The organism is Nonomuraea sp. JJY05, from assembly GCF_043496855.1.
GTDB lineage: Bacteria > Actinomycetota > Actinomycetes > Streptosporangiales > Streptosporangiaceae > Nonomuraea.
Genome location: NZ_JBIEIS010000002.1, coordinates 392,513 through 417,991 on the forward strand (window position 1 = coordinate 392,513; position 25,479 = coordinate 417,991).

Genomic DNA, 25,479 nt, shown 5'->3' on the forward strand with positions numbered 1-25,479 from the left:
GAGCGGTCCCGCACCGCTATGGTGGAGAAAATCGGGATAAGTGCGAAATAAGGGAGCCGGATGCGCGGCGTGCGTCCGTCAAGGCCGGGTGACCCCACGTCGGTGGGTTCGTACAAGGTCACCGGCTTTCTCGGCGAAGGCGGTCAGGGCAGCGTCTACCTCGGCGTCTCCCCCTCCGGCGAGCAGGTCGCGATCAAGCTGCTGCACGCCAGGTTCGCCGACGACGAGCAGGCGGTACGCCGCTTCCGCCGCGAGGCCGAGGCGGCGCGGCGGGTGGCCGAGTTCTGCACGGCACGCGTGCTCGAGGTCGGAGCCGTCAACGACCAGCCCTTCATCGTCGGCGAGTACGTCGACGGGCCCTCCCTGCAGCACCAGGTCACCAAGGAGGGCCCCGTCCAGGGCGCGGCGCTCGTGCGGCTGGCGATCACCACCGCCACGGCCCTGGTGGCCATCCACGGGTCCGGAGTCGTCCACCGGGACTTCAAGCCCAGCAACGTGCTGCTCGGGCCGGACGGGCCCCGTGTGATCGACTTCGGCATCGCCCGGGCGCTCGACATCAGCCAGAGCCTGACCACCAGCATCGTGGGCACGCCCGCGTTCATGGCGCCCGAGCAGTTCCTCGGAGAGGCCTCTCCGGCGAGCGACGTGTTCGCCTGGGCGGGCACCATGATCTTCGCCGCCACCGGGCGCGGGGCCTTCGGCTTCGGGCCGCTGCCCGTGGTCATGCACCGCATCCTCAACCTCGACGCCGACCTGAACGGCGTGCCGCCGGAGATGGCACCGCTGCTGTGGGCCTGCCTGGCCAAGGACCCCCGCCGCCGCCCCACCGCCGAGCAGCTGATGCGGGACCTCATCCGCGCCGGCACCGCCCCGCCACCCGCCCCGCCCGTGGAGCGGCCGCCGCAACCGGTGAGCAACCCTCCCATGGGGCGGCCGCCGCAGCCGGCGAGCAACCCTGCTGTGGGGCAGCCACCGCAGCCGGCGAGCAACCCTCCCGTGGGGCAGCCGCCGCAGCCGGTGGGCGGCCCCCAGGCGGGAAACGGCGGGTGGCAGCTCCAGCCGGGGGCAGGCGGCCCCGGCCCCGGGCCGTATCCGGTCAGCGGCCCCGTACGGCCGCCCGCGCCGGGGGCCGCGACCGAGCCTTCGCGACGGGACGGCAGGCGCCGGGCCCTGGTCTCGATCGGGGCGGCGGCCACCGCTCTCGTGACCGGGATCGCGGTGTGGCTCGTGGCCCGGACCCATCCCGAGGGCATCCGGCCGGACCTCACGCCCACGGCCGCGCAGGTGGCGGCCTTCGGGACGGCCGTGACCTCCGTGGCGGACCCTTCGGCCAAGAAGGGCGGGACGCTGCGCGTCGTCTCGCCGTACGAGCTGGAGTCGGTCGATCCGGGGAACATGTACATGCCGGATTCCCTGAACCTGGTGCGGCTCTACGGGCGTTCGCTGACGATGTTCAAGCCGGCGCCGGGAGCCGCCGGGACACGGATCGTGCCGGACCTGGCCGAATCGCTCGGCGTGCCGAGCGACGGCGGCAGAACCTGGACGTACAAACTCCGGCAAGGCGTGAAATATCAGGACGGCACGCCGGTCACCTCCGAGGACGTCAAGTACGCGATCCTGCGGAGCTTGGATCCCTCCCGCAACTTGGGATCCCCCTACTTCGACCTCATGCTCGACCTCCCCTCCGGCTACCAGGGCCCCGGCAAGTCACCGAGCGCGAACACCGACTCGGCCATCCAGACCCCCGACGACCGGACGATCGTCTTCCGCCTCAAGCAGCCGTACGCGACGTTCGACGACGTCGTGCAGCTCCCCGAGACCGTCCCCGTGCCGAAGGTCAAGGACACGCAGGACACCGTCCTCGCCTCGGGCCCGTACAAGATCGAGAGTGTGTCCGCCGACAAGAAGAAGGTCGTCCTCACCCGCAACGACCAGTGGGCCGCCGCCACGGACCCCAACCGCAACGCGCTCCCCGACCGGTACGAGATCGACTACCAGGTCACCGACGCCGAGCAGCGGCTGCGGGCCGGCACCGCCGATTTCGGCTTCACGACCACCTCGGTGAGCAACCAGGCCGCGGTGCTCGCCGACCCGGCGCTCAGGAAGCGGGCCGACGTCCCGGTGACCACGTCCGTGCGCATGCTGGCGATCAACCCGCAGGTGGCTCCGTTCGACAAGCTCGACTGCCGCAAGGCGGTGGTCCGCGCGCTCAACCTCAAGAACCTCGCCCTCGCCTACGGCGGGCCGGCGCAGTCCCGGCTGCCCACGTCGCTCGTCCCGCCCATGGTCGCCGGAACTCGCTGGCCCGATCCGAACCTGAAGGCCGAGGGCGATCAGCAGGCCGCCAAGCAGTCGCTGGCCGCGTGCGGGAAGCCGTCGGGGTTCACCGCCAACTACGTCTATCGGGATCTGTCCGCCGAGCAGCAGATCGCCGAGGTCGTACGGCAAGGCCTCGGCGAGATCGGCGTCGACGTCAAGCTGCGGCAGGTCTCCACCGCGGAGTTCCACAAGACCTACGGCGGCAACCCCGGCAACCTCAAGCGGCAGGGCATCGGCCTGATCCCCAAGTCCTGGGCGCCTGACTGGCCCGACCCCGACTCGTTCCTGTCGTCGACGGCGGACAGCAGGCAGATCACCGACACGTATTCGTTCAACGTGAGCGTCCGCGTCAAGGCGATCGACGACCTCATGGACCGGGCCAGGGCCGAGCTCGACGCGGGCAGGCGGGCCGGCCTGTGGACCGAGGTGGAGCAGAGGCTCGCCGGCGAAGCCGTGCTCGTGCCGCTGGTCTGGGTGAGCCCGGTGCTGCTACGCGGCCAGAACGCCGCCAACGTCCACGTCAGCCCCGTCTACGGCAACTACGACCTGCTCACCATGGGCCTCAAGTAGGCGCCTCACGAGGTGACGGCCAGGGCGAGCGGGAGGACCGCCGGGGCGCCCGCGTGCCGGATCAGGGCCGCCGCCAGCGTCATCGTCCACCCCGTGTCGACGCGGTCGTCCACCAGCAGCACCGGCCCGCCGCACTCGGCGATCGCGGCGCTCAGCTCCTTGGGCATGGCGAGCGTGCCCCGGACCGCCTGCACCCGCTTCGCGCTGTTGAACTGCCGGCCGGGCGCTCCCGCCCGATAGCCCAGCTCGCCGAGGTAGGACAGCCGCCCCACGGACGCCAGCCGCTCGGCGAAGCTCCGCACCAGCGTGGGGCGGGTCGCGGAGGGAACGCTGACCACAGCCACGGGCCGCTCGCGCCACTCCCAGGCCGCCAGCACCTGCACCACGGCCTTGAACACCTCGTCGGGCACCGGCCCGTCGCCCTCGTGGAACAGCTCCCGCAGCCGGTTGCCCCAGCCGATGTCGGTCAGCCGCCCGAGCGCGCGGCCGGGCTCGGCGCCCAGCTCCGGCTTGATCCGCCCGGACAGGTCGGACAGCCCGGTGGGCCATTGCCTGCGGGCCTCGATCTCGACGCCGGGCCTGCTCAGCCGCTGCCGGGCGCCCTCGACGGCCTGCGCGCCGATCTCCGGCGAGCGGTGGCGCCCGGTGCAGTTGTCGCAGCGGCCGCACGGCGTGGCGGTCTCGTCGTCGAGGTGCCTGCGCAGGAACTGCTCCCGGCACTCGGACGTCGTCAGATAGGCCAGCATGGCCTCCTGCTCGGCCCCGCGCTCGGCGGCGATGCGGGTGTAGCGCTCGACGTCGTAGGCCCACGGCTCGCCGGTGGCCTCCCAGCCGCCCTTGACCCGCCGGACCGCGCCGTCCACGTCGAGCACCTTGAGCATCATCTCCAGGCGGCTGCGGCTCAGGTCGACCGCCGTCTCCAGCGCCGGGGTGGACATGACGCCGCGCTCTTCGAGGGTCTGGAGCGTGGTCCGTACGACGGGCTCGGGCGGGAACGCCAGCGAGGCGAAATATGACCAGATGTCCCGATCCTCGATGCCCGGGAGCAGGATCACCTCGGCCCGCTCCACCCCGCGCCCGGCCCGGCCGACCTGCTGGTAGTAGGCGACGGGCGACTGCGGCGCCCCCACGTGCACCACGAACCCCAGATCCGGCTTGTCGAACCCCATCCCCAGCGCGCTCGTCGCCACCAGCGCCTTGAGCTTGTTGGTCAGCAGCGCCTCCTCGGCCGCCAGCCGCTCGGCCGGATCGGTCTGCCCGGAGTAGGCGGCCACCTCGAACCCCTGGTCGCGCAGGTATCCGGCGATCTCGTGAGCGGCGGCGACGGTGAGGGTGTAGACGATGCCGGAGCCGGGCAGCTCGCGCAGCGTCTGCGCCAGCCAGGCCAGCCGCTGCTCGGCGGTGGGCAGGCGCACGACGCTCAGATGCAGGCTCTCCCGCTCCAGCGGCCCGCGCAGCACGAGCGTGCCGTCGCCGTCGTCGCCGGGCAGGCGCATCTGCTCGGCCACGTCACGGGTGACGCGGGCGTTGGCGGTGGCGGTGGTGGCCAGGACGGGGATGCCCGGCGGCAGCTCCTCGAACAGCGTGGCCAGCCTGCGGTAGTCGGGCCGGAAGTCGTGGCCCCAGTCGGAGATGCAGTGGGCCTCGTCCACCACCACCAGCCCGGCGCTCTCGGCCAGCTCGGGCAGCACGTTGTCGCGGAAGTCGGGGTTGTTGAGCCGCTCGGGGCTGACCAGCAGCACGTCGACCATGCCCTCGGCGACCTCGCCGTAGATCTCCTCCCACGCCTCGGGGTTGGCGGAGTTGATCGTGACGGCCCGGATGCCGGCCCGCTCGGCGGCGGCGATCTGGTTGCGCATGAGGGCTAGCAGCGGCGAGACGATGACCGTGGGGCCCTCGCCGAGCTCGCGCAGGAGCGCCGTGGCCACGAAGTAGACGGCCGACTTGCCCCAACCGGTGCGCTGCACGACGAGCACCCGCCGCCGATCCAGGACCAGCGCCTCGATCGCGGCCCACTGATCGTCGCGCAGCACGGCGTGCTCGCCGGCCAGGGCCCGCAACCGCTCCTCGGCCTCTTCACGCAGCATCGCGACATCGGGGGCTTCACTCATGCCCCCCTTGTTACCAGCTTTCTCCGACGGAATGGGCCGGCGGGCCCCAAGCCGTGCCGCTACTTGTCGGCGTGCTCGGGGAAGGCGTTGATGGTGACGCGGTGCATGCGGCGGCGTTCGGTGTAGTCGGCCACCGCGTAGTGCTGGGTCGGGCGGTTGTCCCAGAACGCCAGCGTGCCGGGCCGCCACCGCAGCCTGAGCTGGTACTCCGGCGACCGGATGTGGTCGATCAGGAGCGGCAGCAGCGCCTCGTTCTCCCGGTCCGTCAGCCCCACCAGGCGGGTCGTGGAGGCGCGGTTGACGAAGAGGGCCTTGCGGCCGGTCTCCGGGTGCACGCGCACCACCGGCCGCTCCACCGGCGGCCACTGGGCCTGGATCTCGGCCAGGTCGAACGGATGCCCCTTCGCGATCGCCTTCTTCATCGACATCGTGATGTCGTGCACGGCGGTCAGCTCGTCGCACAGCCGCTGCAGCGACGGCGAGAGCGTCTCGTAGGCCAGGTACGTGTTCGCCCAGCACGTGTCCCCGCCCACGCTGGGCAGCTGGACGCAGCGGAGCAGGGAGCCCATCGGCGGGGTGGGCTCGAAGGTGTTGTCGCTGTGCCACTCGTCCCCGCCCTCGCCCTTCGGTGAGGTCTGGTCGAGGACGTGGATGGGGCTGGTGGAGTCCTTCTTGAAGGCGGGGTGGTTGAGCGAGCCGAAGTTCAGGGCGAACTGCAGGTGCTGTTCGTCGTCGATGTGCTGGTCGCGGAAGAACAGCACGAGGTGCCTGAGCCAGCCGGCCCGCAGGGTGGCGACCTCTTCCTGCGACAGCGGTTTGCGCAGATCGACCCCGGTGACCTCGGCGCCGATGTGCATGGTCACGGGATGGAACTCGATCATGACGCCTCCGGATACAGGTGGGAACCCTCGGCCCGAACGTACGACCCAAGCAATTGCTTGGTCAAGGGTCGTCCGGGAGAGCCTTCCGTACAGGCCGGTCGCGACTTGTGACGCCAACGAGTCGCGGGCACCCGAATACCTTCGGCACAATGTTCGACATGGCCCGACGCACGACTGCACCCCCGCCCGAGGACTTCGAGGAGCGGATCGTCGACATCGACGTCACCTCCGAGATGCGCACCAGCTATCTCGAGTACGCCTACTCGGTGATCTACCAGCGCGCCCTGCCCGACGCGCGCGACGGTCTCAAGCCCGTGCAGCGTCGCATCCTCTACTCGATGAGCGAGATGGGCCTGCGCCCGGATCGCGGCCACGTCAAGTCGTCGCGCGTCGTCGGCGACGTCATGGGCAAGCTGCACCCCCACGGTGACAGCGCCATCTACGACGCCCTCGTGCGCCTGGCGCAGCCGTTCTCCATGCGCCTGCCGCTCGTCGACGGCCACGGCAACTTCGGCTCCCCCGACGACCTGCCCGCCGCCATGCGTTACACCGAGGCCAGGCTGGCCCCGGCGGCGATGCTCATGGTCGACGCCCTCGACGAGGACACCGTCGACTTCAAGCCCAACTACGACGGCCAGGAGACCGAGCCGGTCGTCATGCCGTCGGCGTTCCCCAACCTGCTGGTCAACGGCACCAGCGGCATCGCGGTCGGCATGGCCACCAACATGGCGCCGCACAACCTCAACGAGGTCGTGGCCGCCGCCCGCCACCTGATCAAGAAGCCGGACGCGACGCTGGACGAGCTGATGACGTTCGTCCCGGGTCCCGACCTGCCGACGGGCGGCTCGATCATCGGGCTGCAGGGCGTGCGCGACGCGTACGAGACGGGGCGTGGCACGTTCCGCATGCGGGCCAAGTGCGCGGTCGAGCAGATCACGCCCCGGCGCAAGGGCATCGTCGTCACCGAGCTCCCCTACAACGTCGGCCCCGAGCGCGTCGTCACCAAGATCAAGGAGCTGGTGACGTCCAAGAAGCTCCAGGGCATCGCCGACCTCAAGGACCTCACCGACCGCCACAAGGGCCTCCGGCTGGTCATCGAGATCAAGAACGGCTTCATCCCCGAGGCCGTCCTCGAGGAGCTCTACCGGCTGACGCCGATGGAGGAGACGTTCGGCATCAACAACGTCGCCCTCGTCGACGGCGAGCCGCGCACGCTCGGCCTGCGCGAGATGCTCCAGGTCTACGTCGGCCACCGGCTCGAGGTGGTGCGCCGCAGGTCGGAGTTCAGGCGGCGCAAGCGCGAGGAGCGCCTCCACCTGGTCGACGGCCTCATCATCGCCCTGCTCAACATCGACGAGGTCATCCAGGTCATCCGCTCCTCCGACGACTCGGCGCAGGCGCGCGAGCGCCTGATGGATGTGTTCGACCTGACCGAGATCCAGGCCGCCTACATCCTCGACACGCCGCTGCGCCGGCTCACCCGGTTCGACAAGCTGGAGCTGGAGCGGGAGAAGGAGACGCTGAGCGACGAGATCGCCAAGCTGACCGAGATCCTCTCCTCCGACACCAAGCTGCGCCAGGTGGTCTCGGGCGAGCTCGCCGACGTGGCCAAGAAGTACGGCATGCCGCGCCGCACCGTCCTGCTGGAGGCACCCGGCGTCACCCGCACCCCGGTCGTGGACCTGCAGGTGGCCGACGACCCGTGCCTGGCGCTGCTGTCCTCGACCGGCCTGCTGGCCCGCACCAACGACGCCACGCCCCTGCCGGGCGAGGGCGACCGGTCGGCGCACGACGTGCTGGTGTCGGTCGTGCGGACGTCGGTACGCGGTGAGGTGGGCGTGGTGACGTCGCTGGGCCGGCTGATCCGGATCCAGGTCGTCGACCTGCCGACGCTGCCGACCACGGCCAACCCGCCGTCCCTGTCGGGCGGGCACCCGGTGTCCGAATACGTCTCGCTGGAGCCCGACGAGAAGGTCGTCGGCCTGGGCTCCCTCGACCCCGACGGCCCCGGCCTGGCCCTGGGCACGGCACAGGGCGTGGTCAAGCGGGTGGTGCCCGACTACCCGGCCAACCGCGACGACTTCGAAGTGATCACGTTGAAGGACGGCGACACCGTGGTGGGCGCGGTCGAGCTGGTTTCGGAGTCGCACGACCTGGTGTTCATCTCCTCCGACGCCCAGCTCCTGCGCTACCCGGCCTCGCAGGTGCGCCCGCAGGGCCGCCCGGCGGGTGGCATGGCGGGCATCCGGCTCGACGGCGGGGCGCGGGTGATCTGGTTCGGGGTGGTGGATCCCGAGCGTCCCGCGCACGTGGTCACGATCGCGGGCTCCTCGACGGCATTGCCCGGCACCCAGGTGGGCGGCGGCAAGGTGTCCGACTACGCCGAGTTCCCGCCCAAGGGCCGGGCGACGGGCGGCGTCCGGGCGCAGCGGTTCCTGAAGGGCGAGGACGAGTTGCTGCTGGCGTGGGCCGGCCCGGCTCCGGCCAAGGCGGTCTCGGCGGTGGGCAAGCCGGTGCCGCTGCCGGAGGAGATCGGCCGCCGCGACGGCTCGGGCGTGCGGCTGACCAACACCATCGGCGCGATCGGCGGCGCCCTCGCCTCCGGGCCCGGGGCCGTGCCGTCCGGGCAGGTCCCGGCCGCCGACGAGCAGACGTCCCTCTGACGCTGACAGGCGCCCGCACCGGCGGGCGCCTGCCCGTTGTTATGAATCGCGGATCGGCACCGATCTCCTCTGAGAGAGCGCTCTCTCTCCGACTGGAGGTACCGTGTTCCGATCCAGGCCCCCGTTATGGGTGGCTCTTTCCCTCGCCGCCGCCCTGATCGTCGCACCACGGCCGGCTGCCGCCGCCGACCCGCTCACGATCACCGATTTCGAGTCGGACAGCGTCCCCTCAGGCGTGTACGCCTGGGGCAACGACGCCGCCTCGACCCCCGCGCTCACGATCGAGCCGAGCCCCGGCAGGCCGGGAGCCCCGGCGACCAACCGGGTGCTCAAGTCGGTCTACAACGTGAGCCAGTGGGGCGGCTGGTCGCACGATCTGGCCGCCACCCAGGACTGGTCCCCGTACGAGGGCTTCTCCTTCTGGGTGAACGGCGCCGCCTCGGGCCAGAAGATCTTCTTCGAGGTCAAGGACGGCGGCGGCGGGGCGGGCGCCGCCGAGCTGTTCGAGTCGTCGTTCACCGACGACACGGCGGGCTGGCGGCAGGTGAAGGTGCCGTTCGGCAGCTTCACCAGGCGCACCGACTACCAGCCCGGCGGCGCGCCGTCCGACGGCGAGCTGGACCTGGTCGCCATGTGGGGCTACTCGATGCGGCTCCCGGCCGCCTCGCAGGGCACGCTGGAGTGGGACCAGGTCGAGCTCTACGGGACCGCTCCCCCGCGCCCGGTCAGGCTGTCCACCGACCGGCCCGTCTACCCGGTGAACGAGAAGGGCGAGGCCAAGGTCAGCGTCACCGTCGCCACCGCCGACGGCCGGCCCCTGCCCGCCGACCTGGCCGTGACCTACAGGACCGGTACGGGCACCGCGACCCCCGGCGGCGACTACACGCCCGTCGAAGGCACGCTGACGTTCCCCGCGGGAACGGCGTCCGGGGCCGCCAGGGCGTTCACGGTCAGGACGCTGAAGGACGGCCAGGACGAGGTCGCCGAGACCGTCCCGATCGAGCTGTCCGGCACGGGCACCAGGCCCCCGGCCGAGGCGCCGGCAATCGTGATCAACGCGCACGGCCTCCCCTACCTGAACCCCCGCAAACCGATCAAGGAACGCGTCGCCGACCTGCTCAAGCGGATGACGCTGGACGAGAAGATCGGGCAGATGACGCAGGCCGAGCGCGGCGCGCTGGGCAAGCAGAGCGACATCGCCACGTACGTGCTCGGCTCCCTGCTGTCGGGCGGCGGCTCCACGCCCTCGTCCAACACGCCGCGGGCGTGGGCCGACATGATCGACGCGTTCCAGCTCCAGGCGCAGCGGACCCGGCTCCAGGTGCCGCTGATCTACGGCGTGGACGCCGTGCACGGCCACAACAACGTGGTCGGGGCGACGATCTTCCCCCACAACGTGGGCATGGGGGCCACCCGCGACCCCGACCTCGTCGAGCGGGCGGGCGAGATCACCGCCCGCGAGGTCAAGGCCACCGGCGTCCCGTGGGACTTCGCGCCGTGCCTGTGCGTGTCGCGCGACGACCGGTGGGGGCGGGCGTACGAGTCGTTCGGGGAGGACCCGGCGCTGGTGTCGCGGATGGCCACGGTCATCGACGGCCTGCAGGACAACGGGGTGCTGGCCACGGCCAAGCACTACGTCGGCGACGGCGGCACCGCGTACGGCTCCTCGACGAGCGGCGACTACACGATCGACCAGGGCGTCACCAAGGTCGGCCGCCAGGAGCTGGAGGCGGTCCATCTGGCGCCGTTCGTGGAGGCGGTCAGGCGCGGCGTGGCCACCGTCATGCCGTCGTTCTCCAGCGTCGACTTCGGCGACGGCCCGCTCAAGATGCACGCCCACAAGGAGCTGATCACCGACGTGCTCAAGGGCCGGCTGGGCTTCAAGGGGTTCGTGATCAGCGACTGGCAGGCCATCGACCAGATCCCCGGCGACTACCCGAGCGACGTGCGGACCTCCGTCAACGCCGGGCTCGACATGATCATGGTGCCGTACGCCTATCCGGCCTTCGAGAGCACGCTGAAGGCCGAGGTCGAGGCCGGGCGCGTGCCGCTCGGCCGGGTGGACGACGCGGTGGCCAGGATCCTGACCCAGAAGTTCCGGCTGGGGCTGTTCGAGCACCCCTACGCCGACCGGTCGGGGATCGGCGACGTCGGCTCGGCGGCGCACCGGGCGGTCGCGCGCACGGCGGCGGCCAGGTCGCAGGTGCTGCTGAAGAACGACGGCGCCCTGCTCCCCCTGCGCCGTGACGCCAGGATCTACGTGGCCGGCTCGAACGCCGACGACATCGGCAACCAGGCCGGCGGCTGGACGATCACCTGGCAGGGCTCGTCCGGGCCGATCACCCCCGGCACCACGATCCTGTCGGCCATCCGCTCCCGCGCGTCCGCGGTGACGTACTCGCGCGACGCCTCGGCCGACCTGGCCGGGCACGACGTGGGCGTCGTGGTGGTGGGCGAGACCCCGTACGCCGAGGGGCAGGGCGACGTGGGCCGCGCCGGGCGCACCCTCGACCTGTCGGCCGCCGACCGGGCCGCGATCGACAAGGTGTGCGGGGCGATGAAGTGCGCGGTCCTGGTCGTCTCCGGGCGTCCGCTGCAGCTCGGCGACCTGTCGGGCGTCGAGGCCGTGGTGGCCTCCTGGCTGCCGGGCACCGAGGGCGCGGGGGTGGCCGAACCGCTGTTCGGGGCGGTCCCGTACACGGGGCGGCTGCCGTTCACGTGGTTCCGCTCGGTGGCGCAGCTGCCGATCAACGTGGGCGACGCGGCTTATGACCCGCTCTGGCCCTACGGGTGGGGGCTACGTACCGACCGGGCCCGCGACCGGCTCAAGGCGGCGCGCGACCGGCTCGCCTCCGGTGACGGCTTCTCCAAGGCCGCCTCGCTGGTCCTCGCGCTGCCCGCGCGCGCCTGGAACGCCGACGGGTCCGTACGTGACGCGCGGGCCGTCCTGGGCGCCCTGGCCACGGCCGCGACGCTGCTCGAACGGTCGAAGACGGACGCGTACACCGTGGACGACGCCGTCGTGTCGGTGGCCAGGGACGTCGCGCAGAGCGCGGGCAGGCGGCCCGACCTGCAGGCGGCGGCCGACCACGAGCTGGCCTCGGGCAACCTGAGGAAGGCGGTGGACCTGCTGGCCCAGGCCGCCCGCTGAGGCAGTGAGGGGCTGCTCCCGCCGGGGCGGGGGCAGCCCCTCGTGTCAGTCGCGGCAGAGGCAGAACGGGTGTCCGGCCGGATCCAGGAACACCCGGAAGCTGTCGTCCTCGGCCGGCTGGTGCTCGTGCTTGGTCGCGCCGATCTCGAGCACCTGCTTCTCCGCCTCCTCCATGTCGACAACCGTCACGTCGAGGTGGAACTGCTGGGGCCGTTCCGGATCCGGCCAGGTGGGCGGCCGGAAGTCAGGCGCGAGCTGGAACGCCACCCGCTTGGGAGGCCCACCGTCGCTCACCACCACCCAGTCGTCGTCCGCGTGGGTGATGGGCCATCCCAGCAGCCGGGAGTAGAACTCGGCCAGCCCCTTGGGGTCGGGACAGTCGAGCACGACCGTGCGGAACTCCGCGATGCCACTCACTCGATTCACCTCTCAGATTCGTTTTGCGGGCACGTCCGCAGACAAGAATGGATGCCATGGCTGCCAACTCGTACATGGTGCCGCTCGGCACCCCAGCACCCGCGTTCGACCTGACCGCCATCGACGGCGGCAGCGTCTCACTCGGGGATCTCAAGGGCTCACCCGCCACTCTGGTGGTCTTCCTCTCCAACCACTGCCCTTACGTGCGGCACATCGAGCAGGGCCTCGGCGCCCTGGCCGCCGACTACGGCGCCAGGCTCTCGATCGTCGCGATCTGCAGCAACGACAGCGTGAATTACCCGGACGACGATCCGGTACACCTGGCCGAGCAGGCCGCCCGGGCGGGGTTCGCGTTCCCGTACCTGCTGGACGACACCCAGGAGGTCGCCAAGGCCTACCGGGCGGCGTGCACGCCGGACTTCTTCCTGTACGACGGGCACCTGCAGCTCGTCTACCGGGGTGAGTTCGACGGGGCCAGGCCGGGCAACTCGGTGCCGGTGACCGGCGAGTCGCTGCGCGCGGCCATCGACGCGGTGCTCGAGGGCGAGCCGGTGCCCGAGGAGCAGAACCCGTCGCTCGGCTGCGGCATCAAGTGGAAGCCGGGCAACGCTCCCGCGTGATTCTCCGGCTTCGCATCCCGGCCGCCGTTCGACAGGGTCGAGGGTGGGGGGTTCTACGAGGAGACGGCGCCACGAGCTCGACCGGCACGTACGCCGAAGTCTAGGGCGAAGGTTTCACGAGGAGACCTCGCCACGAGCTCGACCGCCGCGTTCGGCGGGGTGGAGGAGCACGTGGAAGGCCGTGGCGCGGGACCGGCTCCCGACGGCCATCGGCCCGTCGGGGGCACAGCGCCCTATTCCTCACGCCCGCGCATTGTGCCTCGACCCCGCGCCCTGTGCCTCGACCCCGTGCAGGTCGGCGACACCCGGCCTAACCCATGTGGCCGAGTGGCGGCCGTGCGGACAGCGAGTGGTGGTACGTGGGCGTCCTGACCGCTCAGGCGCCGACGGCGCTGACGGGTGGGCGTTCAGGCGCCGGCGGCACTGACGGGTGGGCGCTCAGGCGCCGGCGGCACTGACGGCGGGCACTCAGGTGCCGGCGGCGCTTACGGCGGGCGGGAGGGCCAGCAGCAGTTCGTGCGGCTCGCCGCCGTCCCAGTGGCGGATCAGCCGGTTGCCCGCCTCACCGGGGTCGAAGCTCTCGCACCCCAGAGGCCCGTAACAGCCCGCCTGGTCCAGCATAAGGATCAGCGGGTCGTCGTCGGGCAGGCTGGCCGCGTAGACGGCAGTGTCGAGGAGAGCCAGGGCCAGCCTGGCGTTGCGACCCCCGTCCTTGGACTCCACGCGGTCGAGGCGGCGCCGGGCTTGGGCACGGAGATACGCAGCGAGCGATTCGGACCTACTCACGACTAACCTTCTTCGATCACGTACATACGGCTACGACATCATCACCCAAGGTGACGGTTTTTCGTGGGACGTTTGCCAACTCCAGCCAGTCGCCACCCCGTCCATCACTGGCTTTGGGGCGCAGTGCATCATTTGTTGCATGAGTGCGTTCGACGACCTGTATGCCGCCAACGCGAAGTTCGCCAAGAAGTTCGGGAACTCCGGCCTCACCGGCCGCGCCGGCCGCGGGTTGGCCGTCGTGACCTGCATGGACTCCCGCATCGACCCGCTCGGCCTGCTGGGCCTGAAGCCCGGCGACGCCAAGATCTTGCGTAACGCGGGCGCCCGCGTCACGGACGACGTCCTGCGCACCCTGGTACTGGCCGTCTACCTGCTCGGGGTGGAACGCGTCCTCGTCATGCCCCACACGGACTGCGGCATGGCCAAGGTCACCGACTCGGACGTCCACAACCTCACCCAGGAACGCGGGGTGGACACCCGGAGTCTCGAATTCCACACGGTCCCGGATCAGAACGAGGCACTCCGCCACGACCTCACCCGCATCAGGACCAGCCCGTTCCTGCCGGAGGGCATGCCGATCGCGGGAGCCATCTACGACGTCCGCACGGGGCGCCTGACGCCTGTGGAGTTCTGAGAGAGTTCAGCCGAGGTGAGCGACCGCCCGGCCGCACACGACCGGGCCCGCCCTCCCACGTCCATGTCCATGTCCGGACACGCGCGCAGAGGTAAACGGCCACACGCACCCGGACCCACCCTCCCACGCGCACGTCCGGACACGCGCGCAGAGATGAACGGCCACACGCACCCGGACCCACCCTCCCGGGCGCGTCGGGTGATCGGAGCCCTCCCCCAGTGCTGCGGCGACTTGGGGGCGCTGTGGCTACTGCGGTTGTGGGCAAGCTCACCGTCGATGTGAGGCTGCCTGAGCCGCTGCGACCGAAGCCCGTGGACGCACACCCCTCGCGCCGCTCACCCGTCCCTCTGTGATTCGCCGCGCTGATAAGTCCCTCTGGACTAGCGGCGCTCACCAGTCCCGCCTGACTCGCCGCGCTGATGAGTCCCTCTCCGACGCTTACCCGTCCCGCCCTGGAGCGTCCGAGCCATCCCGACCGAGCAGCCCGCACACCAGAAACTTCGAGCTCGCTGCACCCACCCGCACACCAGGATCTTTGAGCGCGCTGCCCCCAACCGCACGCCAGTAACCCAGCCGACCAGGCAACCCGCGCCCTGAAGCCCTCAACCCACCACAACCGGCCAGCCCCGCACACCAGCGGCCAGCACCCCCATGCCAGAAGCCCCGAGCCCGCCCTCACCCAAGCAAGCCCCCAGATCGTGAGCACGCCCAAGGCGGCAGTATCCGGAACAGGCGGACCGGACAGACGGACAGGCGGACAGCCGGACAGACGGGCAGGCGGGCAGGCGGGCAGGCGGGCAGGCGGGCAGGCGGGCAGGCGGGCAGGCTCCAGCATCGCGAGCCTCAGGATCGTGCGAGGCGGCGTAGCCTGCACACAGGGGACCAGCAAGCCCCCGCTCCGCGTGTCCGAGCCCCGAGAGGCCCGAGAGGCCGCGCTGAGCCGCATCCCTGCCCAGGACCCCGGGTGATCGTCAAACGGCCCTACAGGCGCCTCAGAGGCGCGCCTGCATGCCTCAGGACGCCCCGAGCGACCTGCACGCCCTCCAGGAATGCCCCAAGCCCGCCCAGCTTGCTCTCGGACCGCCTCCCGGGCGCGGTTTCCCAGCCGGCCTGCCGCGATCCCAAGCGGGTTCTTAGCCGCCCACCACACCCCGGATGGCGCCTCGGCTGCCCAACCGTGGCCCGGACGGCATCCCAGCCGGCCGACCTCGACCCCGGACGGCCTCCCAGCCGCCCTACCGCGGCCCCGGACGGCGCCCTAGCCGGCCAACCACGACCCTGGACGGCCTCCCAGCCGCCCTACCGCGACTCCGAACGGTCTCCCAGCCGGCCAACCACGATCCCGGACGGCATTCCAGCCGCCAGCCGCCTTCTGGGCAACAGTCGCCCAGCCGCGAGCTGCGGACCGCCGGGGCTCCCGGGCGTCAGCCGCGTGCCGGGCCTCACCGACCAGAACGCGGCTAGGCGTCGATGTGGTCGCGGTCGACCTCCGCGGCGCTGTTGACGATGAACTCCCGCCGAGGCGCCACCTCGCTGCCCATGAGCAGGTTGAAGATGGCCTCGGCCTCCTCGACGTCCTCGATGCGGACCCGGCGCAGGATGCGGTGGCGCGGGTCCATGGTCGTCTCGGCCAGCTGGTCGGCGTCCATCTCGCCCAGACCCTTGTAGCGCTGCACGGGGTCCTTCCACCGCTTGCCCCGGCGTTCGAGATCTCGCAGCACCTTCTGCAGCTCGGCGTCCGAGTAGCAGTAGATGTACTTCTCCTTGCCGCGCCCGGGGTTGGTCAGCTCGATGCGGTGCAGCGGCGGAACTGCGGCGAACACGCGCCCCGCCTCGACCATCGGCCGCATGTAGCGGTGGAAGAGGGTCAGCAGGAGGCAGCGGATGTGGGCGCCGTCCACGTCGGCGTCGGCCATGAGGATGACCTTGCCGTAGCGGGCGGCCTCGATGTCGAACGAGCGCCCGGACCCGGCCCCGACGACCTGGATGATGGCGGCGCACTCGGCGTTCTTGAGCATGTCGCTCACGGACGCCTTCTGGACGTTGAGGATCTTGCCCCGGATCGGCAGCAGCGCCTGGAACTCCGAGTCGCGGGCCAGCTTGGCCGTGCCGAGCGCCGAGTCGCCCTCGACGATGAACAGCTCGCTGCGGTCGATGCCGTCGCTGCGGCAGTCGACCAGCTTCGCCGGGAGCGCCGAGTTTTCCAGCGCGCTCTTGCGCCGCTGGTTGTCGCGGTGCTCGCGGGCCGCGATGCGGGCCTTGGCCGCGGCGACGATCTTCTCGAGAACGGCGCGCAGCGGCTGCTTGAAGCCGCGCGGCGGGTTGGTGAACAGCTCCCGCAGCTCGCGGGAGACCACGTGGGAGACGATGCGGGTGGCCGCCGAGGTGCCGAGCACCTCCTTGGTCTGGCCCTCGAACTGCGGCTCCGGCACCCGGACCGTGACCACGCCGGTCAGGCCCTCGGAGATGTCGTCCTTGGTGACGGGGTCGTCGCCGTTCTTCAGCAGCCGCGTCTCGCGCAGCAACTCGTTGATCGTGCGCACCAGGCCGCGCTCGAACCCGGTCAGGTGGGTGCCGCCCTTGGGGGTGGCGATCACGTTGACGAACGAGCGGACGGTCGACTCGTAGCCCTTGCCCCAGCGGATCGCCACGTCGACGGTGAGCTCGCGCTGCACCTCGGTGGGCGTCATGTGGCCCTGGTCGTCGAGGACCGGCACGGTCTCGTGGAAGTGGCCCATGCCCTGCAGCCGCAGCACCTCGCACACGGCTTCGTCGCGGGCCAGGAACTCGGTGAACTCGGAGATGCCGCCGTCGAAGCGGAACTCCTCCTCGGTGCGCTCCTCGTGCCTGCTGTCATAGACGGCCAGGGTCAGGCCGGGCACCAGGAACGCGGTCTGCCGCAGGCGCACGTGGATCTCGTCGAGCGAGACCTCGGCGTCGGGCAGGAAGATCTGCTTGTCGGCCCAGAAGCGCACGCGGGTGCCGGTGACGTTCTTGGGGAGCTTGTCGCCGATGCGCAGGCCGGACTTCTTCTTGAACTTCGCGGTGGGCCCAGGGCCGTCGAAGATGCCGGGGACGCCGCGGCGGAAACTGATCTCGTGTATCTGGCCGTCGCGGTCGACCTCGACGTCGACCCGCGAGGACAGGGCGTTGACCACGGAGGCGCCGACACCGTGCAGGCCGCCGGACGCGCCGTAGGAGCCGCCGCCGAACTTGCCGCCCGCGTGCAGCTTGGTATAAACGAGCTCGACCCCGGCCAGACCGGTCTTGGGCTCGATGTCGACAGGGATGCCCCGGCCGTTGTCGCGCACCTCGATGGAGCCGTCGGCGTAGAGCTCGACCTCGATGCGGTCACAATGACCCGCCAGCGCCTCGTCGACGCCGTTGTCCACGATCTCCCAGAGGCAGTGCATCAGCCCGCGGCTGTCGGTGGACCCGATGTACATGCCAGGGCGCTTGCGAACTGCTTCCAGGCCCTCAAGCACCGACAGGTGACGAGCCGTGTAACCCGCCTCCACTAGCGTCACTCCAGCTCCCCTGGTCTAGGCATCGAACACGTGTGCGTAGCCTACCGTTCTTCCCACACGCGCGCGTACAAGCTTGCCATGCCGACACGTTTGCCGTTACCAACCGGCTGATCGTCATTACTTTGGGACACATTCCGCTCTGGGCGTAGAGAGCGGGCGGTTGGGAACGTCCACGTCCGGTTAGATGTTGTTCCAAGTGACTGACGCCAGATCCTCGCTTCGGCGGGGGTGACCCGAAAGGCGATACGTGACTGGAGCTCTCGCCCCCGTTAAGCCGCTGACGGCCCTCGACCGCTGCGACCGCTGCGGCGCCCAGGCCTACATTCGCGCGACCCTGCCTGTGGGTGGGGAGTTGCTGTTCTGCGCCCACCACGGGCGTCAGCACATCGCAGCGCTGCGCGAAAAGGGTGCCGACATCCTGGACGAGTCGGCTCGACTCAGCGAAACCCCTTCAATTGCCCCCAACGACGAGCGCTGACCCAGCGCCTGTCGTGCTGAGATAACCACATATAGCGACACGCAGCACGGCGACCCCGGCACCGCCCGGGGCCGCCGTTCTGCATTCCGCCGCTCGGATTTGCCCGTGGACACGCAGATATGCCCGGATGGCGGCGGTATGCACGCAGTCCGACTGCTCCGCCCGCACACACGCGGCTTCACTACAGACGCGCAGCTTTCATGGGCAAGCACGCGAGTGTGCGGGCAAACACCCGGGTGTGCGGCAAGCACGCCGGTGTGCGCGCAAACACGCGGGTGTACGGCAGACACGCGGGTGTACGGCAGACACCCCGGTGTGCGGGCGAACACGCGGGTGTGCGGGCAACCACGCGTCTTTGCGACAGCCGTGCCCGCTTTGCAGGCAGACACCCAGGTATGCGCATAGACATACGGGTGCGCACATACACGGACACGCAGCTTGGGCGCACTGTCAATCCCGCGAGCGTGCCGCCATCCCTCGTGCGCAGGCGTCTCGGTGGGCGTGTCACCAGCACTCCGCGCAGGCGTCTCGGTGAGTGTGTCACCAGCACTCCGCGCGCAGGTGTCTCGGCGGGCGCGCTGCCGTCCGCATGTTGCGTCGGCGTCCGAATCTGCCGCATCGCAGGACGCCAGAGCCGCAGGACCACCGGGTCCGATGGCGACGCGTCCGCGCCCGGATCAACCGCGCGGCCGGTCAGCGAACCCGGTAGTGGTACCGGTCCACGATCTCGAACCCTTCACCGCGATAGAGCGCCTGCGCGGCCAGGTTCGGGGCCGTGGTGACCAAGTAGGCGGATGTCGCACCCGCATGCCGCACAAGCGCCCGGATGACCGTACGGGCCAATCCACGGCGGCGGGCCTGGGGCAGGGTGGCCATGCAGTAGATCCCGAGAGTGTCACTCTGCGAGGAAGCCTCGCCCCGAGACGCACCGTACGTGTCGGCCTGGGGCACGGCCCGGCCGACGGCCAGCGCCACGCCGTCCTCCTCGAACGCCGCATACCAGGCGGGCACCCCGGTGCAGATGCGCTCCGCTTCCTCGAACCCGGTGCCGTAACGACCGTCCACGGCCCACCACGTCTCCAGCCAGCCCTGCCACGGCCGGTCCTCGATCCTCACCTTGTGAGCGGGCGGCGGGCCGGCGGGCGAGCCGGCCATGATGACGGTCGGATCGACCAGCTCATAGCCTCTCCGCTCCAGCTCCTCGTCCAGCCCGGGCGTGGCGTTCGGGCCCAGGGAGAAGACGCAACGCTGCCCGCGCTCCCCGTAGAAGGCCTCCGCCGCCTCGATGGCCGCGTCCAGGTCGGCGGGCTCCTCCAGAGGGAGTACCGAGTTGGCCCGCTTGGTCACGCCACCGGCGTAACGAAGCACCCAGCCGTCATGAACGCGCTGCTCGTAGGCGGGCCAGGCCTCATGGACAAGGAGGTCGAAATTCACCCGCGCAGCCTAGCCGACCCCCGAATACGCCAACCTTCCCGCATGCCGCTCGCCCGGGCCGAAGCCCTCACTGAACGCTTCAACGGCGTGCCGCTGGGGCGGACCGATGCCGGAGCAAGACTCGCCGCTACGCCGGGAGCCTGCGCCCGAGGCTGATGACTCGGCGAAGAACGCGGCCCAGTGGGCGCCGTTGCGGCGGCCGGCCGCGTCCGCCCGGTGAGCGTCACCCTGGACAGGGCCCGGCCATGATCGGCGGGTGGTGCCGGCTTGGGCCACCGTAAAAGATCGTGACGGGGACGGCGGGAGAGCCTCCGACCAGGGGCAATAAGGTAGGGGGTTGTGCTGATCCTGTTGCCGCCGTCCGAGGGGAAGGCGCCCGAAGGCAGCGGGCCGCCCGTCGGCGAGCTGTCCTTCCCCGCCCTCGACAAGGCCCGCAAGCGCGTGCTGAACGCGCTCGTACGCGCCTCCAAGCGTCGCGACGCCCTCGACGTGCTCGGTCTCACGCCCGGGCTGGCGGGCGAGCTGGCCAAGAACGCCGCCCTCAAGACCGCCCCAACCTTGCCCGCCGCCGAGCTCTACACCGGCGTCCTCTACGACAACCTCGGGCTGGGCACCCTCGACGACGAGGCGCGGAGGCGGGCGGAGGAGTCGGTGCTGATCTTCTCCGGCCTGTGGGGTGTGGTGAGAATCACAGACCTCATCCCGCCGTACCGGCTCTCGATGGGCGTCAATCTTCCGCTTCTGGGAGGGCTGGCCACGTTCTGGCGTCCGTTGATCGCCAAGGAGCTGGACCGGGTCTCGGGGCTGGTGGTGGATCTCCGTTCGGCCACATATGCGAACGCCTGGCAGCCTGGGGCGCGGTCGGTGACGGTACGGGTGTTCAGGGACGGCAAGGTCGTCAGCCATATGGCGAAGGCGACCCGGGGCGAGATCGCCCGAGCTCTTCTGCGGCACGACACCGCCCCGGAGACCCCTGATGAGCTGGCCAAGACCCTCGATGCCCTGGGCTACACCGTCGACCTGGCCGAGCCCGCCCGCGCCAACCGCCCCTGGGCCCTCGACGTGCACGTCACCGACCCGGCATAAGGGTGTCGCTGTTCATAGGCGGGCCTGCATGATCGCCTTTCGCCAGTGACCGTCCGTAGCAGCGACCCTCAGGCGGTTGCTGCATCCGGGCCGGGGCGCGGAGGGGGGAAGTTGCGGCTGCGGGACACGATCATCGGCGCAGCACCCGGGCGTGTCGCACGGTCGCGGGTTGTCCGGGCGTGTCGCACGGTCGGGGGTCGTCCGGGCGTGTCGCACGGTCGGGGGTCGTCCGGGCGTGTCGCACGATCGTGCGCCGTCCGGGCGTGTCGCACGGCTGCGACGCTGGATATGCGCGGGCGCTGGTGACCGAGAGCGTCCCGTAGTGCGACGGCGAGCGCCCGGGAGTGTCCAGAGGCGGCATTGGTGCAGGGGGCGCAGGCATGGCAATGCGACAAGCCATAGACGATGCGGTGGCGGGGCTGCCGGTAGTGCGGCGGATGCCGCCGGCGGTGTGGCGCGGGCCCAGGAGAATGCCGCCGGCGGTGTGGCGCGGGCCCAGGAGAATGCCGCCGGCGGTGTGGCGTGGGCCCCAGGAGAATGCGGCCGAGGGGACAGCAGTGGGCCACCGCCACCGACAATGCGGGGCCGAGGGCGGGGGCGGCGAAGTGGTGGAGCAGATCGGTGGGGAAAAGCCGCCGCCCCGCGCGGAAGGACCGGGCGGGGCGGGGGATTCGTGCGGGGTCAGTCCAAGTAGTCCCGGAGGACCTGGGAGCGCGAGGGGTGGCGCAGCTTGGACATGGTCTTCGACTCGATCTGGCGGATGCGCTCACGGGTGACCCCGTAAACCTTGCCGATCTCGTCCAGCGTCTTCGGCTGCCCGTCGGTGAGACCGAAGCGCATCGAGACGACGCCCGCCTCCCGCTCCGACAACGTGTCGAGAACGGAGTGCAGCTGCTCCTGGAGCAGCGTGAAGCTGACGGCGTCGGCTGGGACGATGGCTTCGGAGTCCTCGATGAGGTCGCCGAACTCGCTGTCGCCCTCCTCACCCAGCGGGGTGTGGAGAGAGATGGGCTCACGGCCGTACTTCTGGACCTCGACGACCTTCTCGGGCGTCATGTCCAGCTCGCGGGCCAGCTCTTCCGGCGTGGGCTCGCGGCCCAGGTCCTGCAGCATCTGCCGCTGGACGCGGGCCAGCTTGTTGATCACTTCGACCATGTGGACCGGGATGCGGATGGTCCGCGCCTGGTCGGCCATGGCACGCGTGATCGCCTGCCGGATCCACCACGTGGCGTAGGTGGAGAACTTGTAACCCTTGGTGTAGTCGAACTTCTCGACGGCCCTGATCAGGCCCAGGTTGCCTTCCTGGATCAGGTCGAGGAAGAGCATGCCGCGGCCGGTGTAGCGCTTGGCCAGCGAGACCACGAGCCGGAGGTTGGCCTCCAGCAGGTGGTTCTTGGCCCGGCGACCGTCCTCGGCGATCCACTCCAGCTCGGCCTTGACGTCGACCGGCAGCCCCTCGGTCTCCCCGCCGCCGAGCTGCTCCTCGGCGAACAGGCCCGCCTCGATGCGCTTGGCGAGCTCGACCTCCTGCTCGGCGTTGAGTAGGGGGACCTTGCCGATCTGCTTGAGGTAGTCCTTGACCGGGTCGGCGGTGGCGCCGGCGGCGGCCACCTGGGCGACCGGGGCGTCATCGTCGTCGTCGGACAGGATGAGGACCTCGTCCTCACTCTTCGCGGACGCGGCGACCTCGGAGGGCTTGGGCTCGGCCTCGGCGTCGTCCTCGGACTCGTCGTCGCCTTCGGAGTCGGAGTCCTCGCCCACGATCTCCTCGTCGTCGACCTCGATGTCCTCGAGGTCCTCCAGCTCCACGTCGCCGTCGAGCTCGATGTCCTCGTCGTCGTCCGCGTCAGCCCGGGACTCGGGCTTCGGCTTGGTCTCGGCAGGCCCAGCGCTCTTCGGCTCGGCCTTCTTGGCGGCGGCGGGAGCCGCGGCCTTCTTCGCCGCCGGGGCGGCCTTCTTGGCAGGGGCCGCCTTCTTGGCGGCCGGCTCGGCTTCAGCGGTGCCCACGACCGCGGTCACGGTCTCGGGCTGCTGCTCTTTGGCGGCCGCCGCCGTCTTGGTCTTGACGGGGGCAGCGGTGCGGCGCTTTGCTGGACCACGAGACTTCTTCGGCGCAGCCGAATCCGCGGCGGTCACCACCACGGTCACGCCCTCTTTGCTGAGGTTCCGCAAGAACGCGGCGGCGTGCGACATGGGGATGTCCGCCTCCTCGAAGGCCTGACGAACATCCTCAGACTCGAGGAAACCCTGCGAGCGCCCACGCTCGAGCAGTCGCTGAATGACGGGCTCGTTCAGCTCTTGTGGCTTCGAGCGAGTCGAACTTGCAGGCGACACGAACACCTCTCGAACGAACGCGTGGCGACTATGGACCCAGATGCCCGCTGGGGGGCTGTTGCCTCTCTCGGAGATCGGTGAGGCCGTGCGGACCGCGACGGACCTGCACAGCATTCTGGCACGACCCCGCGCTCCATACGGCCACCTCCCGGCGGTTGACCTCCACCCTAGGCCGACCGAGACAGTAGTGCGTACGTAAGCGGGGCACTGATACCCGAAAGCAACCGTTATGACTGTTTCATTCAGTCACTCTTCGTGGCTGGCGGGACGTGAATTGCTAGCGCGGTAACGTCATCATCCTGTTCATATCCAGACAACATCCGGTCAACCAGGAAGTCCAGCAACATATGCGGACTACTCACAACTTCAGGCGGGGCTTCGGTCACAACACTGCAAAGGTCTGCCAACCCGGCATCCAGCCCGCGCTTCCTGTTCTCGACGAGACCGTCGGAGTAGAGCACGGCGGTATGGCCGGGCGGCACCACGAACCGGAACTGCCTGCGGCTGGTCGGCCAGCCTAGCGGAGTGCCGGGCTCACCGTCGGACAGGATCGCCGTGCCCTGCGGCGAAACCAGGACGGGCGGCGGGTGGCCGGCCAGGGCCAGAGTGCCCTCGCCGGTGACCGGCTCCACGACCATGTACGCCAAAGTCGTGACCTGTTCTTCCTCTTCCGTGGCCTCGAAGACCCGGTCGAGGCCGGTCAGCACGGCCGCGGGCGGCGGGTTGGTCAGCGCCAGCGCCCGCATGGCGTTGCGGATGCGGCCCATGCCCGCCGCGGCCTTGACGCCCTTGCCCATGACGTCGCCGACGACCGCCGCGACCCGCCCGTCCTGCAGCACGAACGCGTCGTACCAGTCGCCGCCGACCTGGACGTGGCGGCTGCCGGAGCGGAAGCGCTGGGCCAGCACGAGGCCCTTGATCACGGGCAGGCGGTCGGGCAGCAGGCTGCGCTGGAGCGTCTCGGCGGTGCGGTGCTCGCGCTCGAACAGCGTGGCCCGCTCGACCGCCAGCGCGCACTGGCCGGCCAGCGCCTCCAGGAAGACGCCGTCCTCCTGGGAGATCTTCACCGGCCTGGTGAAGGAGAATCGGAGCGCTCCCAGAGCCCGCCCCGCCGCCAGCAGCGGCAGGCCCACCCAGGCGCGCTCGTCACCGTGGGTGATGAAGTTGGCCAGGATCTCCTCGTCGTCGCCCGCCTCGAGCAGCTGGGCCTTCAGCGACTCGGGCGACTCGGCGAAGACCGGCCGGCGGCTGTTGACGGCCATGGTCATCACGTTGGAGTGGGACAGCGGGATCTCGTCACCGGTGATCCCGGAGGCCTCCATGATGCCCTCGCCGTTGATCAGCTTGAGGGCCGCGCGGTCAGGGTCGAGCAGCGCCACGGCCGAGCGGTCGGCGGCCAGGGCGGTGCGGCCCACGTCGATGATGACCTGCACCACCTGCTCGACCGTCAGGGCCTCGGCCAGCTGGGCCGTCGCGCCCTGGAGCCGGGCGGTGCGCAGGGCGGCGGCGCCAAGCTGGTCGGTCAGCCTGCCGCGCATCTCCTCGGCCTCGCGCTGCGGGGTGACGTCGGTGTTGGCGCCGACCCACTCCACGACCCGGCCGTGCCTGATGATCGGCACCGCCCGGACCTCGAAGTGGCGGTAGCCGCTGGCCCGGGTGCGCACGCGGTAGTTCCACTCGAACATGGTGCGCCCGCGCAGCGCCTCCCTCCAGGCCTCCTCGGTCTGCTGGCGCTCTTCGGGGTGGACGACCTCCAGCCAGCCGTTGGCGAGGTATTCCTCCAGGCCCTGGCCGGTGATGGCGCGCCACTGGGGAGCGTCCTCGACGACCGCGCCGGTGGGCGAGGTGATCCAGACCAGCTGCGACTGCGCCTCGACGAGCGAGCGGTAGCGCTCCTCGCTGCGGCGCAGCGCCTCCTCGGTCTGGCGGCTCTCGGTCACGTCGAGCCCGACGAGCGCGATCGCGCGCAGCTCGCCCGCCGCCTCGTCGTGGACCGGCGAGAACGACAGCGACCAGTGCCTGGTGTCGCCCTCCGCCGTCCGCACGCGTACGCGGCCCTCGGTGACGGGCGCGTCGGTCTCGATGACGGCCTGCACGGCGTGGGTGATGATCTGACTGAGGTCGGCGGCCAGCACCTCGACCGGCTGCCTGCCGGCCATGCGCTCGGCCGGCACGTTGACGACGTCGCTGAACACGTCGTTGACCCGCTGGATGCGGCCATCGCCGTCGAAGAACGCGAAGGCGAACTCGGCCTCCGACAGCATGCCCTTGAACAGAGCGGAGTCCGAGATGTCCACATCCGACTCCCGGGGACGGGGAACGGAGGTCTCGGCGCTCATGGTCCGCACCTCCGTCGCGTGCCAGGGTCTCCCACGCGGCACATCTCCATAACTGTGTATCGGCGTAGCGCAGCTCCGGGCGACCGGATTCTGCAGTACATCATCGGCGATGGGCATGTGCGGACGGAA

At 70.6% G+C, this 25,479-nt stretch carries 15 protein-coding genes; 7 read left to right on the forward strand and 8 right to left on the reverse strand.

Going from position 1 to position 25,479, the window contains the following annotated elements:
* The first annotated feature begins 60 nt into the window (after nt 1–60).
* Nucleotides 61–2,889, forward strand: a complete 2,829-nt coding sequence (locus tag ACFKCF_RS04005) for an ABC transporter substrate-binding protein (protein ID WP_394490677.1) — start codon at nt 61–63, stop codon at nt 2,887–2,889.
* Nucleotides 2,890–2,894: 5 nt separating this feature from the next.
* Here the strand turns inward: ACFKCF_RS04005 and ACFKCF_RS04010 are convergent, their stop codons facing one another.
* Both ACFKCF_RS04010 and ACFKCF_RS04015 read right to left on the reverse strand, forming a co-directional pair.
* Nucleotides 2,895–5,000: a RecQ family ATP-dependent DNA helicase gene (locus ACFKCF_RS04010; RefSeq protein ID WP_394490679.1), complete on the reverse strand. Its 2,106-nt coding sequence runs from the start codon at nt 4,998–5,000 to the stop codon at nt 2,895–2,897.
* A gap of 59 nt (nt 5,001–5,059) precedes the next feature.
* Complete coding sequence (locus ACFKCF_RS04015) at nt 5,060–5,881, reverse strand: TauD/TfdA dioxygenase family protein (RefSeq protein ID WP_394490681.1); 822 nt, start codon at nt 5,879–5,881, stop codon at nt 5,060–5,062.
* 158 nt (nt 5,882–6,039) lie between these two features.
* On the opposite strand from ACFKCF_RS04015, the gene ACFKCF_RS04020 reads away from it, so the two are divergent.
* Both ACFKCF_RS04020 and ACFKCF_RS04025 read left to right on the forward strand, forming a co-directional pair.
* Nucleotides 6,040–8,544 (forward strand): DNA topoisomerase (ATP-hydrolyzing) subunit A, encoded by a 2,505-nt coding sequence (locus tag ACFKCF_RS04020; protein ID WP_394490683.1) that lies wholly within the window; start codon nt 6,040–6,042, stop codon nt 8,542–8,544.
* 130 nt (nt 8,545–8,674) lie between these two features.
* Complete coding sequence (locus ACFKCF_RS04025; RefSeq protein ID WP_394490685.1) at nt 8,675–11,695, forward strand: glycoside hydrolase family 3 N-terminal domain-containing protein; 3,021 nt, start codon at nt 8,675–8,677, stop codon at nt 11,693–11,695.
* A gap of 45 nt (nt 11,696–11,740) precedes the next feature.
* Here ACFKCF_RS04025 and ACFKCF_RS04030 read toward each other — a convergent pair whose 3' ends face one another.
* Nucleotides 11,741–12,112 (reverse strand): VOC family protein, encoded by a 372-nt coding sequence (locus ACFKCF_RS04030; RefSeq protein ID WP_394490687.1) that lies wholly within the window; start codon nt 12,110–12,112, stop codon nt 11,741–11,743.
* A gap of 56 nt (nt 12,113–12,168) precedes the next feature.
* Between ACFKCF_RS04030 and ACFKCF_RS04035 the strand changes: the two genes are divergently transcribed.
* On the forward strand, nt 12,169–12,732 hold the full coding sequence (locus ACFKCF_RS04035) for a thioredoxin family protein (RefSeq protein ID WP_394490689.1): 564 nt from the start codon (nt 12,169–12,171) through the stop codon (nt 12,730–12,732).
* A gap of 468 nt (nt 12,733–13,200) precedes the next feature.
* Here the strand turns inward: ACFKCF_RS04035 and ACFKCF_RS04040 are convergent, their stop codons facing one another.
* Nucleotides 13,201–13,518 (reverse strand): hypothetical protein, encoded by a 318-nt coding sequence (locus ACFKCF_RS04040; RefSeq protein ID WP_394490691.1) that lies wholly within the window; start codon nt 13,516–13,518, stop codon nt 13,201–13,203.
* Nucleotides 13,519–13,657: 139 nt separating this feature from the next.
* Here ACFKCF_RS04040 and ACFKCF_RS04045 point away from each other — a divergent pair, with 139 nt between their 5' ends.
* Entirely contained in the window at nt 13,658–14,152 is a 495-nt protein-coding gene (locus ACFKCF_RS04045; protein WP_394490693.1) for a beta-class carbonic anhydrase, read from the forward strand.
* Between the two features lie 1,460 nt (nt 14,153–15,612).
* On the opposite strand, the gene ACFKCF_RS04050 is transcribed toward ACFKCF_RS04045, so the two are convergent.
* Nucleotides 15,613–17,679 (reverse strand): type IIA DNA topoisomerase subunit B, encoded by a 2,067-nt coding sequence (locus ACFKCF_RS04050; RefSeq protein WP_394490695.1) that lies wholly within the window; start codon nt 17,677–17,679, stop codon nt 15,613–15,615.
* 247 nt (nt 17,680–17,926) lie between these two features.
* Between ACFKCF_RS04050 and ACFKCF_RS04055 the strand changes: the two genes are divergently transcribed.
* Nucleotides 17,927–18,157 carry a hypothetical protein gene (locus ACFKCF_RS04055; RefSeq protein ID WP_043614520.1) on the forward strand — a complete coding sequence of 77 codons (231 nt, stop codon included), beginning with the start codon at nt 17,927–17,929 and terminating at the stop codon, nt 18,155–18,157.
* 693 nt (nt 18,158–18,850) lie between these two features.
* Here the strand turns inward: ACFKCF_RS04055 and ACFKCF_RS04060 are convergent.
* Nucleotides 18,851–19,591, reverse strand: coding sequence for a GNAT family N-acetyltransferase (locus ACFKCF_RS04060; protein ID WP_394490697.1), 741 nt, complete (start codon nt 19,589–19,591; stop codon nt 18,851–18,853).
* A 339-nt stretch (nt 19,592–19,930) separates the two neighbouring features.
* Between ACFKCF_RS04060 and ACFKCF_RS04065 the strand changes: the two genes are divergently transcribed.
* Entirely contained in the window at nt 19,931–20,677 is a 747-nt protein-coding gene (locus ACFKCF_RS04065; protein ID WP_394490699.1) for a YaaA family protein, read from the forward strand.
* 681 nt (nt 20,678–21,358) lie between these two features.
* Here ACFKCF_RS04065 and ACFKCF_RS04070 read toward each other — a convergent pair.
* Nucleotides 21,359–23,011, reverse strand: a complete 1,653-nt coding sequence (locus ACFKCF_RS04070; protein ID WP_394490701.1) for an RNA polymerase sigma factor — start codon at nt 23,009–23,011, stop codon at nt 21,359–21,361.
* Between the two features lie 242 nt (nt 23,012–23,253).
* Entirely contained in the window at nt 23,254–25,350 is a 2,097-nt protein-coding gene (locus ACFKCF_RS04075; protein ID WP_394490703.1) for a SpoIIE family protein phosphatase, read from the reverse strand.
* Between the last annotated feature and the right edge of the window lie 129 nt (nt 25,351–25,479).

Excerpts from the sequence above, each read along its gene's own strand:
- ACFKCF_RS04005 (WP_394490677.1), top strand. The coding sequence starts at position 61 with ATGCGCGGCGTGCGTCCGTCAAGGCCGGGTGACCCCACGTCGGTGGGT.
- ACFKCF_RS04010 (WP_394490679.1), bottom strand. The coding sequence starts at position 5,000 with ATGAGTGAAGCCCCCGATGTCGCGATGCTGCGTGAAGAGGCCGAGGAG.
- ACFKCF_RS04015 (WP_394490681.1), bottom strand. The coding sequence starts at position 5,881 with ATGATCGAGTTCCATCCCGTGACCATGCACATCGGCGCCGAGGTCACC.
- ACFKCF_RS04020 (WP_394490683.1), top strand. The coding sequence starts at position 6,040 with ATGGCCCGACGCACGACTGCACCCCCGCCCGAGGACTTCGAGGAGCGG.
- ACFKCF_RS04035 (WP_394490689.1), top strand. The coding sequence starts at position 12,169 with ATGGCTGCCAACTCGTACATGGTGCCGCTCGGCACCCCAGCACCCGCG.
- ACFKCF_RS04045 (WP_394490693.1), top strand. The coding sequence starts at position 13,658 with ATGAGTGCGTTCGACGACCTGTATGCCGCCAACGCGAAGTTCGCCAAG.
- ACFKCF_RS04075 (WP_394490703.1), bottom strand. The coding sequence starts at position 25,350 with ATGAGCGCCGAGACCTCCGTTCCCCGTCCCCGGGAGTCGGATGTGGAC.